This window comes from Amycolatopsis dendrobii, assembly GCF_014145675.1.
Taxonomy (GTDB): domain Bacteria; phylum Actinomycetota; class Actinomycetes; order Mycobacteriales; family Pseudonocardiaceae; genus Amycolatopsis; species Amycolatopsis dendrobii.
In genome coordinates this window covers 262,154-274,870 of the sequence record NZ_JACGZW010000004.1, presented here as the reverse complement: position 1 = coordinate 274,870, position 12,717 = coordinate 262,154, and the positions used below count along the sequence as shown (strand labels likewise).

The window sequence follows — 12,717 nt, the reverse complement described above, 5'->3', positions numbered from 1 at the left end:
TTCAAGGGCATTGGGCAAGGTGCGGAGGAATGCACAGACAACTCAACTCACGGTAGCCAAGCGATCACGCCACCAGCCCACGGTACTGGCTAATTGATCTTTCTCCGGCGTCGGCGTAATCTTGAATAATTCCTGTGCCGCACGGGAATCGAGCACATACGGACGGTCGAACTGGTACCGGACCTCGCCCAGTTCACGCAACATCGGCGAAACAAGCGCGGCCGCCTTCAGTAACATCGGGGAAAGGCGCTGCACAGGCACCGGAGGCACTCCGGCCGCCTCGCACAACAGCGCGACCATCACCCGAGCGGACCGCGGCGGACCAGTCGGCACATGCCACGCCTTGCCCCACGCCTTTTCTTCCCGCGCGGCCGCGACCAGCGTGCGCGCCACATCGGAAATGTACGTCCAACTGTGCGGGGCGTCCGGATCGCCGAGTACCTGCACCTTTCCGCCGCGCAGCACGTTCGGCACCACCCGGGCGGCGAGATGGCCGCCGTCGGTCACTCCGGGACCGAAGAAATCGGAGGCCCGCACCTCGACCGCGCGGATGCGGCCCTCGTCGTGCAATGCGTGCAGTTGTTCCGACAGCAAAGCCCGGACCCGGCCCTTGGTTCCGGTGGCCGCGAGCGGCAGGTTCTCGGTGAGCGGACCATCGACCGGGCCGTAGCCGTACAAATTCCCCAGCGACACCAGCAGCGCGCCGTTCGCTTCGGCCGCGGCGCAGATCGAGGCCTGCAGCGGCGGCCAATCGGTCGCCCACCGATGATAGGGCGGGCTCGCGCAACTGTAGATCGCTGCCGCGTCCTTGGTCGCTTCGGCGAGTGCTGCCTGGTCAGCGGCGTCGAGCGAGACGTGTTCCAGCCCCGGTTCGGGCTCCCGCGGCGAACGGCTGATCACCCGGACTCGCTCTCCTTGTTCAACCAGCAGCGCGGCGGTGGCCGCCCCCGCCGGTCCGTGCCCGATCACCACCTGAAGACTCATGGCGACACCCTAGCGACGAGCGCATCCCGTTGCGGCCGTTCACGACCCGGTCGCCCGCCGTTCACCGGAAGATCACCTCCAGCGGTTCTCGAGCAGGCCCCCGACACCCGGGATCCACTCGGAATTCGCCCAGGCCAGAACCAGTTTTCCGGCCCTAGTTCCGGCACTTGCGGTGGTGTATGGTCGCCGATCGTGAACAATTCCGCCAAGGTTGCCGCGCACACCGTTCCGCCCGCCGGGCGCTGAGGCCGTTCCGGGGGCGCGAGTGAACACTCTGAAGATCATCTTATTCTCGCTGTCGGCGGTCTCCTCGTACGCGGCCTTGCTGTACAAGCTTTTCTCGATGCGCCGCTCGTGGCGCGACCCGGCCTACATCGTGCTGATGACGACGCTGATCCTGCAGTGCGTCACCTTCACCCTCGGCGCGCTCTCGCTCAGCATCGGCTCGCTGTTCGGGATCCCCAATCTGGCGATCTTGATCTTGCACCTGGCCGCGGTCGCGTACTGCATCAGCGCGCAGCTGCTGCTGATGCTGTGGGCGAATCCCCCGGCGGAAATCCGCACGCGGATCCGGGCGTGGATCGTTTCCGGCGCGGTGCTGTTCGTCGTGCTGACCGTGCTGTTCTTCATCGGCAACAAACCGGGCACCCCCGGCACCGCCTTCGCGGTGGGCAGCAGCGACCCGGTGATCCTCACCTACCTGCTGCTCTTCATCATTTCGCAGGCCGTGCCGTGCGTGACGATCTACCTGCAGTGCCTGCCGTACGCGCGGAGCACGTCGCGCGTGTGGCTGCGCCGGACGCTGCGGACGCTCGCGGTCGGCGCGGTCGTGCTGTTCCTCTACTGCGCCACGCGCGCGGTGAACATCGTGAGCCCGGCGCTCGGCTGGCACCTCGGTGCGTGGGCGATCGCGCCGTCGGTGTTCAGCGCGCTGGGCATCGTGATCGTGTCGTTCGGGCTGACCATGCCGTCGTGGGGCGAGCACGTCTCGTCGGTCGCGCGATGGCAGCGCAATTACCGGTCTTATCGCGCGCTCTACCCGCTTTGGCATTCGCTGTACGAATCCTCGCCGGGCATCGCACTGGAGCCGCCGACCGAGGGAGACACCGATCGGCGCTGGTCGGACCTGCACTACCGGCTGCATCGCCGGGTGATCGAGATCCGCGACGGCTGGCGCGCGCTGCGGCCGTACATGGACCGCGCCGACACCCCGGACGGCGACCAGGCGATGGCCGAGGCCCGCAAGATCCGCCAGGCGCTGGAGGCGAAGACCTCCGGCCTGGCCCCGGCGGAAAGCCAGGACAACGGCGCGTTCGACGACCACGACGCGAAGACGTTCGCCGCCGAGGTCGCCTGGCTCACCCAGGTGTCGGAGGCCTACGGCAAGCTGGCCTGAGCCTCGGGCCGCGGCTGCGGCTGGTCGCTCAGCAGCGTCTGCCCCTTCGTCAGCCACGCGAAACCGAACGCGAACACCGCGAGCGATTCCAGCCAGAGCGTCGGATGCAAGGCGGCTGTGGCGGCGCTGAAGAACAGGCCGTTGATCACGATCAGCACCAGGCAGGCGAGCATCACGATGCCGCACGTCCGGTAGACGGCATTGCGCGAACGTTTGCGCTGGGTCGGGGCGCCGTCGTCCTTGGTGAACAGGACGAGGCAGAAGAACGCGAGGGTGAGGAAGAAGATCGCGGCGAACACCAGATGCGCGATGCCGATCGCGTGCTCGGCGGGGGTCGGCGAGACCGGCTGGGTCGGGAACAGCGCGACGCAGATGCCGGCGATCGCCGCGACGTTGGCCGTGATGTCGTCGACGCGGCCGTACCCGCGATAGGCGATCAGGAAGACGCCGATCGCGCACAGCGTGCCGACGAAGACGTTCCGGAGATCGCTGTAGTAATAACCGCTCAGCGAGCCGAGCAGACCGCCGCCCTCGAGCAGTTCCTTGCCGACGATCACGACGATCGGCAGCAGGATCCCGAGCACCCCGATGGCGCGGCGAAGGAACAGGTAAGAGCGCACGAAAGCAGTCATGGCACGGCTCCCCGAAGTCGTGCACTCTTTGTACCTGTTCCGTCACCGGATCACCGGGCAGACGGGGAAATCCACCGGTTCAGCCCAGAAGATCGTCCAAATCCGCGAGCAGTTTCGCCTTCGGCCGGGCTCCGACGAACGACGCGACCGGGGCGCCGTCGCGGAACAGCATCAGCGTCGGCAGCGCCATCACCTGGTACGCGCGCATGGTTTCGGGGTTTTCGTCGGTATTGAGCTCGCGCACGGTGAGACCGGGCCGTTCCGCGGAGATCTCGGCGAGCACCGGCGCGATCATCCGGCACGGCGGGCACCAGTCGGCGGTGAAATCGACCAGGACGGGCTGGTCGTGGTCCAGTACGTCGGCGGCGAAGGTGGCGTCGGTGGTCATCGGGGCTCCTCGGATTCGGCAGTGCATGGGTCAGCCGGGCGCGTGGCAGCGGCGGCGAGCTTGTCGAGCAGTGCGGAGCGGACCGCGGCGAGGTCGCGCATGCAGGCTTCGACCTCCTCCAGCTTCCGCCGGTACACCTCGACCGACGCCGGGCACGCGTCGCCCGCGTCGTGGCCGGTCCGGAGGCAGTCGACGAACGGGCGGGTGTCGTCGAGGCTGAACCCGACCGTGCGCAGGGTCTGGATTTCCTCGACGAGCCGCAGGTGGTCCTCGTCGTACTCGCGATAGCCGTTCGCCGCGCGCGCCGCCGGGAGCAGGCCCTGTGCCTCGTAGAAGCGCAGGGCCCGCGTCGTGGTCCCGGTCCGCTGGGCCAGTTCGCCGATCCGCATGTCCCCGACGCTAAACCTTGCCGTCAGCGTCAAGGCAAGGCGTGCGCGCGGGGCTGGGGGTATTCGCGGTACTTGACCGCGTTCGCCGCGCGGTTGCCCATGTACTCGAAGACGCGGCGGCCGATCGGACCGGCCAGCGAACGGTACATCCGGTTGCGTTTGCGCAGCTTCTCCTCGGTGGCCGGGACCAGGAAGTCGCCCGAACCGGCTCCGTTGCGCTGCCCGACCCGGGCGGGTTTGCGCAGCCGCTGCTCGTAGCGGGCGAACGCGGTCGCGTGGTCGCCGCCGGCCGCGGCGAGTTCCCCGGCCAGGACCTGCGCGCCCATCATCGCGAGCCCGGTGCCGGATCCGCCCGGCCCGGCGCACCAGGCGGCGTCGCCGAGCAGCACGACCCGGCCGCGCGACCAGCTGTCGAGCTTGATCTGGCCGACGGTGTCGAAGTACAGGTCAGGCGCGTCGGCGACGGCGGTCAGCAGCCGCGGGAGTTCCCATCCGGCGTTGGCGAAGACGCTGGTCACGATGTCCTTCTGCCGGGCCAGGTCGGGACGGCCGTATCCGTCGGGGTCGCCGCGGAAGGTGAGGCCGACGGTGACCGTCTCCGGGTCGCGGTGGCTGGTGACGATCGCGCCGAGGCCGGGTTCGTTGTAGAGCAGGCCCTCGTGGTCGAGGCGGAGGTGATTGGGTGCGGTGAACCCGGCGACGTGGTAGCCGAGGTCGGTGCGGAATTTCGCCTCCGGGCCGAACGCCGCCGTGCGGACGCCGGAGTGGATCCCGTCCGCGCCGACGACCAGGTCGAACCGTCGTGGGGCGCCGTGGCGGAAGGTGACGTCGACGCCGTCGGGGGTCTCGGCGAGCGAGGTGACTCGGTCGCCGAAGACGTACTCGGTGTAGTTCTTGGTGTGGTCGTAGAGGACGCGGGCGAGGTCGCCGCGCAGGACCTCCAGCTCGCCGTTGGTGAACCCGCTCGGCAGAGTGAAGGCGGGCTGACCGGCCGGGTCGAGCTGCACCTGCTCGCGCAGCGCGGTCTCGCGCTCCCGCAGGTCGTCGAGCAGGCCCATCGCTTCGACGAGCTTCATCTGCTCGCCGCGGAAGTCGACGGCCTGCCCGCCCGGCCGCAGCTGCGGCGCGGCCTCGACGACGGTCACCGAATAGCCGTAACGGTGCAGCCAGTAGGCGGCGGACGGGCCCGCGACGCTGGCGCCGGACACGAGAACGGTCTTGCCGGTCATCTCTGCTCCCCTGGATCGGTAGGCGATGCGGCAAGACTGCGGCGCACCGCTTACCGCGCCCGCACGGAGCGCTGACGATCTTGGTCAGTCCTGTGCCAGCCGGGTGAGCATCCGGGAGAAAACGCGGCCGAGCAGCTCCAGCTCGGGGCCGCTGACCTGGTCGAAGAAATACCGGCGCACGAGTTCGCCGTGCTGTTCCCGTGCCGCCGCGACCGCCTCCCGGCCGGCGTCGGTGAGCCGGACATTCGCCCCGCGCGCGTCCTCGGTGCAGTTCTCGCGCGTGACCAGCCCGCGCTTGCACATCCGGCTCACGTGATGCGACAACCGGCTGCGGTCCCATTCGACGGTCGCGCCGAGCTCGCGCATCCGCAGCACGCCGTCCGGTTCGTTCGCGAGCGGGACGAGCAGGGCGTAGTCGGCTCCGGAGATCCCGGCGTCGCGCTCCAGCTGCCGGTCGAGCGCGCTGCCGAGCGCCCGCTGCACGCGCTGGTAGGAACACCAGACCTCAGCCTCGCGCCGATCGGTCGCCACGTCCGCCATCCGGTGATTCTACAAAGCCGAGGCGGGATTTCGCGCCGGTGCGTAAGTTGGGAGAGTGACCAGGTCTGCGCAAGAAACCTTCTTTCGTGCCTTCCACGCAAGCCATCCGGCGGTTACGTCGCGCGCGTTCGGCGACGGGCGGAGCGCCGGCGGACGGTCGAGTTACGAGCTTCTCCGGGACGAGATCGCCTCCCCTGGACGCGTGCTCGATCTGGCTTGCGGCGACGGATTTCTCCTTGAACTCCTTGCTGCGGCTGGACATCAGGCGATCGGGGTTGATCTCTCAAGTGTCGATCTGGCTCTTGCGAGGCAGCGTTCGGCGGCGGTGGCGGAGGGGCGGGCGCAGCAACTGCCGTTCGCGGACCACGCGTTCGATGCCTGCGTATCGCACATGGCGTTCATGCTGATGACTGACATCGACGAGGTGGCCGCGGAACTGGCCCGTGTGCTGCGGCCGGGCGGGCAGCTGTCGCTCGTCCTCGGCGGCGGGCCGGCGGGAGGCGAAGCGTACGCGCTGTTCGGCAAGCTGTTGCGGGAAATCCTCGCCGAAGTCCCGGCTGAACAGCGGATCCCCCGGCTCGGCGATCCGCGCACGCGGGGTCGGGCAGGCCTGGACGAAATCCTCTCCCCGGCCGGGTTCAGTCCCGTCCAGTGGCGTACCGAGGAGATCGACTTCAGCGGGTCGCTCGATCAGGTCTGGGATTTCGTCTCGACCGTCTACAACCTCTTCCCGCTCGCCGAATCGGCTTCCAGCGCGCTGAAAACCGCCTTTCTCGCCGAAGCGCCCGCACTGGCCGCACCCGATGGGCTGATTCCGCTTGTCTTCCAAGTACATCTGGCCAGCACCCGCATCGTCCACAAAGGACAGTAAACCCGCACTAGTGGCACCCGTCACCTTCTGGCAAGATCGGGGACTCTGACGTCTCCAGTTCACGCCGAAGGGGCAGGGCATTGGGTCTGGGCAGGAAACTGGCCGTCGCCGCCACCGCGGTCACCGCGGCGACGGCGTTGTTCACCGCGGCACCGGCGAACGCCGCCCCCGCGGCCATCGACTGGAAACCGTGTCCCACCGGGCAGGGAGCCGAATGCGGCAAGCTCACCGTGCCGCTCGACTGGGACCGTCCCGGCGACGGCACGATTCAGCTCGCGCTCGCGCGGCGCAAGGCCACCGATCCCGCGCACCGGATCGGTTCGGTGCTCATGGATCCCGGCGGGCCGGGCGGCGCGGGCGCGGGCGAGGTACAGAGCGGCTGGACGCTGTCGCCGAAGATCGCCGCGCGGTTCGACACGGTCGGGTTCGATCCGCGCGGGGTCGGGGAAAGCACCGCGATCAAGTGCGGGCTCGACGAGCTCACCGCGAAAAACCCGGTGCTGCCGAAGGATTCCGGCGAATTCCGGCAGCTGCTCTCGTACAACCGCGCGCTCGGGCGCAGCTGCGACCGGATCACCGGGCCGCTCGCCAGCCGTTCGGACACCCGCGGCGTCGTGCGGGACATGGACGCGATCCGCGCCGCGCTCGGCGACGAAAAACTCACTTATTACGGCGTTTCCTACGGCACGCTGATGGGCCAGCAGTACGCCGAGGCGTACCCGGACCGGGTGCGCGCGCTCGTGCTCGACAGCAACATGGACCACTCGATCCGCAGCACCTGGGAGTTCCTGAAGACGGAAACCGAGGCCACGCAGGAGTCGTTCGAGCAGTTCACCGGCTGGTGCGACCGGACGACGTCGTGCGCGCTGCACGGCCAGGACATCAGCGCCCTGACCGCGGACCTGTACGCCCGCGCCGAACGCGGCGAACTCGGCACCCCGGACGACAAACTCGACCCGATGGCGTTCGTCGGCCTCTTCTCGCAGAATTTCTACGGTCCCACCTGGGACAAGCTCGCGAAGACGCTGGTCGACCTGCGCGACGGGAAACCGGCCGAGTCGTCCTTCGCCAAGGACGACATCCCCATTCCGAACCCGTTCAACAGCATCTTCTGCTCCGACTGGCGGCTTCCGGTCACCAGCTACCCGCAACTCGACAGCTACCGGCGTGCGCTCACCAGGGTGTCGCCTGACCTGCACTTCTCGCCGCTGGGCTGGAGCGCTGCGGCCGGTTGCGCGGGCTGGCCGAGCCCGGTGCGCAACCCGCAGCATCCGCTGTCGGTCCGGCCAGGCGTGCCGATGCTGATGCTGAACAGCCGTTACGACCCGGCCACGCCGTACGACTGGGCGGTGCACGCGTCGCAGCAGTCCGGTGCGCCGCTGCTCACCTACGAGGGGTGGGGCCACGGCGCGTACTTCAAGAAGAGCCAGTGCGTCACCGACGCCGCGGACGCCTTCCTGATCGACGGCACGAGCCCGGGTCGCGGCAAGCACTGCCCGGCGGTCGAGCCGAGCGTTCAGTCCAGGATGGACGGTGTGCGGCCGCCGGCTGCGCAACCGTACTGAGCCAACGCGAAGCGGGGCCCTGATCGGATCAGGGCCCCGCTTTTTCGTGGCCGCGGCCGCTCAGTAGTCGTCACGGCCGGTGAACTGCTGTTCCAGCAGCTCGGCCGAACCGGCGACGAGTTCGAGCGGATCGGTGAACTCGTTGAGGTCGAGGTTCAGCAGCGGCAGCGAATGCCGCAGCACGAGATGCTCGCCCATCACCACGAGCCCGCCGACCACCAGCGTCTGGCCTACCTCGGTCAGCACGGTGAGCAGATCGACCTCGTCCACGCGGGCGAACGGGGTCGCGATCTGCACCCAGTCCTCGCGCTGGTCGAAAATCTCCCTGGCGATCACCACGACCTGCGCCCGCCCGGTCGTCTCCGCGTCGTCGCCGAACAGGACCCGGATCCGGATTTCGCCCGGGTCGTCCCGGATCACCCGGTAGGTCTGCCTGATGTAGGCGACCAGGTCATTCCACTGCGCCACGCGCTTCCTCCCGTTGGTAGGCAACGAAGATCAGCGTAGCGGGACAACCGGGGCGGCAGCGGGCGTCAGAGCAATTTCCACGCTCCGGTGAGCGCCTCGCGCAGGATCTGCTCCATCTCGTCGAATTGCGGCTGGTCGCAGATCAGCGGCGGCGACAGCTGGACCACCGGCTCGGCGCGGTCGTCGGCGCGGCAGTAGAGACCGCCCTCGAACAGTGCGTTCGAGAGATGACCGCGCAAAACGCGTTCCGATTCCTCGGCGGTGAAGGTCTCCTTGGTCGCTTTGTCCTTGACGAGTTCGATGCCGTAGAAGAATCCGGTGCCGCGTACGTCGCCGACGATCGGCAGATCGCTCAGCCGGTCGAGGGTCGCCCGGAAGGCGGTTTCCTTTTCCAGCACATGGCCGTACAGGTTCTCCCGCTCGATGAGGTCGAGGTTGGCCAGCGCGACCGCGCACGAAACCGGGTGCCCGCCGTAGGTCGAACCGTGCATGAAGGTCGCCTCGCCGCCGGCGAACGGCTCCATCAGGCGGTCGCTCGCGAGCACCGCGCCGAGCGGGGCGTACCCCGAGGTCAGGCCCTTGGCGGTGGTGATGATGTCCGGTTGGTAGCCGTATCGCTTGGCCGCGAAGTCGTAGCCGACCCGGCCGAAGGCGCAAATCACCTCGTCGGACACCAGCAGCACGTCGTGTTTGTCGCAGATCTCGCGTACCCGCTCGAAATAGCCGGGCGGCGGGACAAAACAACCGCCGGTGTTTTGCACGGGTTCGAGGAATACCGCGGCGACGGTGTCCGCGCCCTCGAATTCGATCGCCTGCTCGATTTGGTCCGCGGCCCATCGGCCGTAAGCCTGGTAATCGTCAGCGTGTTCGGGTGCGCGGTAGAAGTTCGTGTTCGGCACCCGCAGCGTACTCGGCACCAGCGGCTCGAAATCGGCCTTCGCGCCGGGAATTCCGGTGATGGAAAGCGCGCCCTGCGACGTGCCGTGATACGCCAGCGCGCGGCTGATCACCTTGTGCTTGGCGGGTTTTCCGGTCAGCTTGAAGTACTGCTTGGCGAGTTTCCACGCCGTTTCCACGGATTCGCCGCCGCTCACGGTGAAGAACACGCGGTTGAGATCGCCCGGCGATGCGGCGGCCAAGCGTTCGGCCAGTTCGAGCGCGGGCGGATGCGCGTGCCCCCAGAGCGGGAAGTACGCGAGCTGTTTCGTTTGCCGCGCAGCGGCTTCGGCCAGTTCCGCACGACCGTGACCGACTTGCACCGCGAACAGCCCGGCGAGACCGTCGAGGTAACGCTTGCCGGTGTCGTCCCAGATGTAGGCGCCCTCGCCGCGCACGATCACCGGGAAGTGCTCGGCCTGGCTGTGCCGGGTGAAGTGCAGCCAGAGGTTGTCGTGTGCGGCGGCGCCCTGGCCGGTGGCGATCCCGGCGGGTTCGGCGGTCGTGGTCATGGCTCCTCGAAACGGGCCTCGAAGCTGCCGGCACGCACCGTGGCGTACCGGCCGGACTTCTCGGTTATCGCACGAGCCGACGCCGGTTGGCAAGCGGATCAGTCGTCGCTGCCACTCACAACGACTAATTTCAGCAGTCCCATCGAGACAGACCTTCGGATTTCGTCGTCACCGGCGGTGCGTGCCCCACTGGTACGACTGCTTCCGCAGCTTGAGGTACACGAGCGTCTCCGCGGTGCGCACTCCGGGCAGCGTCCGGATGCGATTGGAGATCACGTCGAGCAGTGCCTCGTCGTCGGCGCAGAGCACCTCGCACAGCACGTCGAAGCGACCGGCGCAGAGCACGACGTACTCGATCTCGTCCATTTCGGCCAGTGCGTCGGCGACCGGATCGAGCGGGCCGTCGACGGTGATCGCGACCATCGCCTGGCGGAAAAGCCCGATCTGCAAGGGATCCGAGACCGCGACGATCTGGATGACGCCCGAATCGGACAGTCGCTGCACCCGCTGGCGGACCGCCGCCTCGGACAGCCCGACCGCCTTGCCGATCGTGGCGTACGGCCGCCGTCCGTCCTCTTGCAACTGGGCGATGATCTGCTTCGAAATGTCGTCGACCACCGGCGGCGCCGGCCGGTTCGGGTCCTGGCTCTGCATCCCGGGATCATCTCGGGTCACCCCTCCCGCAGGCAACCGGGAGCGTGGCAAACAGGCACCCTGAGTGTCCGGATGGACCGTCGGCCAGGGTGCCCGACAACGGATTTCGTCGTCTTTCGGCCGTTGACAACGACCGACCCGTCCTGTTCCATCCGTCGAATTCCAGCGCCGCCGACGGAGGGATCCCCATGCCGCCTCATCCGGTCCCCGTCCAGACCGACACTGCCGCCGGTTCGCCCGCGCCCCGCTCGCTGACCAGATCGATCGGAGTCGGCGGCGGTACGCTGCTGACGCTGAGCTGCGTGACTCCCGCCTCGTCGCTGTTCGTTCTCGTCCCGCCGCTGTTCGGTTCCCTGGGCACCGGCACCGCGCTGGCCATCGGGCTCGCCGTGCTGCTGTGCGTGGGCATCGCCTTCTGCTACTCCGAACTCGGCACGCTGGTCCCGAGTTCGGGCGGCGAGTACGCCATGGTGTCCACAGTGGTCAGCCGGTTCGCCGGGTGGATCACGTTCGTGCTGTCGTTCATCGTGATCCTGGTGGTGCCGCCGATCATCGCGATCGGAGTGGCCGACTACCTGACAGTGCTCGTGCACGTCGATCCGTCCGTGGCGGGTGCGCTGGTGATGCTGGCGTCCACCGGGATGGGCCTGGTGAACCTGCGGTCGAATGCCTGGCTGACCGGGATTTTCCTGGTGATCGAGATCGTCGCGATCGTCGTGGTGTCCGTGCTCGGCTTCGCGCACGCGGACCGTCCGGCCACAGTGCTCGTGCGTCCCAGCATGGACGGACTGCATCCCATCGCACTGGTCTCGGTGATCGCCGGACTCGCAGTGGCGTTGTTCGTGGTGCAGGGGTTCTCGACCGCGGTGTATCTGGCGGAGGAAATGCGCGAACCGCACAAGACGGTGTCGCGGACCGTGTTCTGGACGCTCGGCGTCAGCGCGGTCGTGATTCTGGTGCCGGTCGTCGCGATCACGCTGGGTGTGCCGGATCTCGCGACGCTAGGAAACCTCGATCTGACCGCACTCGTGGTGAGCTGGAGCAGTTCGACCTTCGGCACGATCGTGAGCTTGTGCATCGCGGCGGCGATCGTGAACGCGGTGATCGTGATGGTGATCCAGAACTCGCGCGTGCTGTACGCGTCGGGGCGGGATCGCGCGTGGCCGGAACCGGTGAATCGCGCGTTGAGCGTGGTGAGTCCGCGGTTCGGTGCGCCTTGGGTGGCGACGCTCGTGGTCGGCGTCTCGGAAGCAGTGCTGTGTTTCGTGCCAGTGGAAACGCTGAGCGGCGTGACCGGGGTGGCCGTGGTCGCGTTGTATCTGGCGATTTCGGTGAGCGTGCTGTGGGCGCGGCGGCCGGCACACCGGCGTCCGCAGGTCTGGCGGATGCCCGGGTGGCCGGTCGTGCCTGTCGCGGCGGTGCTGGCTCTGGGGTACGTGCTGGTGTCGCAGAGCCTGCTGGACCTGGCGATCACGGCCGGGGTGCTGGTGGTTTCGGCCGGGTACTGGTGGGGGTACCTGCGGCGGCGGACGGATCGGTGGCTGGTGACGATTCCCTGACCCTTGCCCAGGTGACGATGGGCGGCTCGCGGTGCGACGGAGAGAAGGCAGAATCCGAAAGAGCGGAGCGGTTCCGTCTAGGCGACAGTGGCGAACTCGGCTCAGGTATCAAGCGAGATTGCGTAAAGCGCGAACGGTTCGCCTCGATGCGGGAAATCGTGGCAGTAGGCGAAGCCGAGTCGTTCCATCACCGCACGCGAACGAACGTTGTGCACCTCGGTGAAGGCGACGACTACCGCAGCGCCGAGTTCTCGTGCGCGGGCCAGGCCAGCAAGACCAATCTCGGTGGCGTAGCCGCTTCCCCAGTGCGCCTCGCGTACTGCCCAGCCGATCTCCAGCCGTCGTACACCATCGACGTCCTGATAGGACAGTCCGCCGCGGCCGATGAGTTCTCCCGATTCCCGGTGGTGGGCAAGCCATTTGCCGACGCCGTCGCGTTGCCAGCTTCGGCCGATCTCCGCGGCGCGGGCTTCCGCGTCGGCGCGGGTCCAGCCGCCGTACCAGCGGGCGATTCCAGAGTCCAGGTGCAGGCGGTACAACTCGTCGGCGAGATGCGGACCGATCGGGGTGAGGCGGAGGCGTTCGGTCTGCAAC

The 12,717-nt window shown here is 68.0% G+C and carries 14 protein-coding genes; 4 read left to right on the top strand and 10 right to left on the bottom strand.

The window, feature by feature from the left end; translation table 11 throughout:
• Positions 1-42 precede the first annotated feature (42 nt).
• The gene (locus tag H4281_RS13260; RefSeq protein ID WP_182891183.1) at positions 43-984 is read right to left on the bottom strand and encodes an NAD-dependent epimerase/dehydratase family protein; all 942 of its coding nucleotides are present in this window, start codon (positions 982-984) and stop codon (positions 43-45) included.
• A 265-nt stretch (positions 985-1,249) separates the two neighbouring features.
• Here H4281_RS13260 and H4281_RS13255 point away from each other — a divergent pair, with 265 nt between their 5' ends.
• On the top strand, positions 1,250-2,380 hold the full coding sequence (locus H4281_RS13255) for an MAB_1171c family putative transporter (protein ID WP_182891182.1): 1,131 nt from the start codon (positions 1,250-1,252) through the stop codon (positions 2,378-2,380).
• On the opposite strand, the gene H4281_RS13250 is transcribed toward H4281_RS13255, so the two are convergent.
• The 5 genes from H4281_RS13250 to H4281_RS13230 all read right to left on the bottom strand — a co-directional run bounded on the left by H4281_RS13250 (position 2,362) and on the right by H4281_RS13230 (position 5,558).
• Positions 2,362-3,012 carry a DUF998 domain-containing protein gene (locus H4281_RS13250; protein ID WP_182891181.1) on the bottom strand — a complete coding sequence of 217 codons (651 nt, stop codon included), beginning with the start codon at positions 3,010-3,012 and terminating at the stop codon, positions 2,362-2,364. The genes H4281_RS13255 and H4281_RS13250 overlap by 19 nt on opposite strands.
• A gap of 79 nt (positions 3,013-3,091) precedes the next feature.
• Positions 3,092-3,400, bottom strand: a complete 309-nt coding sequence (gene trxA, locus H4281_RS13245) for a thioredoxin (protein WP_182891180.1) — start codon at positions 3,398-3,400, stop codon at positions 3,092-3,094.
• Positions 3,397-3,789 (bottom strand): MerR family transcriptional regulator, encoded by a 393-nt coding sequence (locus H4281_RS13240; protein WP_182891179.1) that lies wholly within the window; start codon positions 3,787-3,789, stop codon positions 3,397-3,399. The genes trxA and H4281_RS13240 overlap by 4 nt, the downstream gene beginning before the upstream one ends.
• Before the next feature lie 29 nt (positions 3,790-3,818).
• Positions 3,819-5,018 carry an FAD-dependent monooxygenase gene (locus H4281_RS13235; protein ID WP_182891178.1) on the bottom strand — a complete coding sequence of 400 codons (1,200 nt, stop codon included), beginning with the start codon at positions 5,016-5,018 and terminating at the stop codon, positions 3,819-3,821.
• An 84-nt stretch (positions 5,019-5,102) separates the two neighbouring features.
• Positions 5,103-5,558: a MarR family winged helix-turn-helix transcriptional regulator gene (locus H4281_RS13230; RefSeq protein ID WP_182891177.1), complete on the bottom strand. Its 456-nt coding sequence runs from the start codon at positions 5,556-5,558 to the stop codon at positions 5,103-5,105.
• A 55-nt stretch (positions 5,559-5,613) separates the two neighbouring features.
• Between H4281_RS13230 and H4281_RS13225 the strand changes: the two genes are divergently transcribed.
• Positions 5,614-6,429: a class I SAM-dependent methyltransferase gene (locus H4281_RS13225; RefSeq protein WP_182891176.1), complete on the top strand. Its 816-nt coding sequence runs from the start codon at positions 5,614-5,616 to the stop codon at positions 6,427-6,429.
• Positions 6,430-6,509: 80 nt separating this feature from the next.
• The gene (locus H4281_RS13220) at positions 6,510-7,994 is read left to right on the top strand and encodes an alpha/beta hydrolase (protein WP_182891175.1); all 1,485 of its coding nucleotides are present in this window, start codon (positions 6,510-6,512) and stop codon (positions 7,992-7,994) included.
• A gap of 60 nt (positions 7,995-8,054) precedes the next feature.
• Here H4281_RS13220 and H4281_RS13215 read toward each other — a convergent pair whose 3' ends face one another.
• The 3 genes from H4281_RS13215 to H4281_RS13205 all read right to left on the bottom strand — a co-directional run bounded on the left by H4281_RS13215 (position 8,055) and on the right by H4281_RS13205 (position 10,564).
• Positions 8,055-8,462, bottom strand: coding sequence for a hypothetical protein (locus H4281_RS13215; RefSeq protein WP_009082327.1), 408 nt, complete (start codon positions 8,460-8,462; stop codon positions 8,055-8,057).
• Positions 8,463-8,527: 65 nt separating this feature from the next.
• Entirely contained in the window at positions 8,528-9,910 is a 1,383-nt protein-coding gene (locus H4281_RS13210; protein WP_182891174.1) for an aspartate aminotransferase family protein, read from the bottom strand.
• A gap of 168 nt (positions 9,911-10,078) precedes the next feature.
• Entirely contained in the window at positions 10,079-10,564 is a 486-nt protein-coding gene (locus H4281_RS13205; protein ID WP_182891173.1) for an Lrp/AsnC family transcriptional regulator, read from the bottom strand.
• Positions 10,565-10,752: 188 nt separating this feature from the next.
• On the opposite strand from H4281_RS13205, the gene H4281_RS13200 reads away from it, so the two are divergent.
• Positions 10,753-12,123 (top strand): APC family permease, encoded by a 1,371-nt coding sequence (locus H4281_RS13200; protein ID WP_182891172.1) that lies wholly within the window; start codon positions 10,753-10,755, stop codon positions 12,121-12,123.
• 101 nt (positions 12,124-12,224) lie between these two features.
• On the opposite strand, the gene H4281_RS13195 is transcribed toward H4281_RS13200, so the two are convergent.
• Positions 12,225-12,716, bottom strand: coding sequence for a GNAT family N-acetyltransferase (locus H4281_RS13195; RefSeq protein WP_220507154.1), 492 nt, complete (start codon positions 12,714-12,716; stop codon positions 12,225-12,227).
• Position 12,717 lies beyond the last annotated feature (1 nt).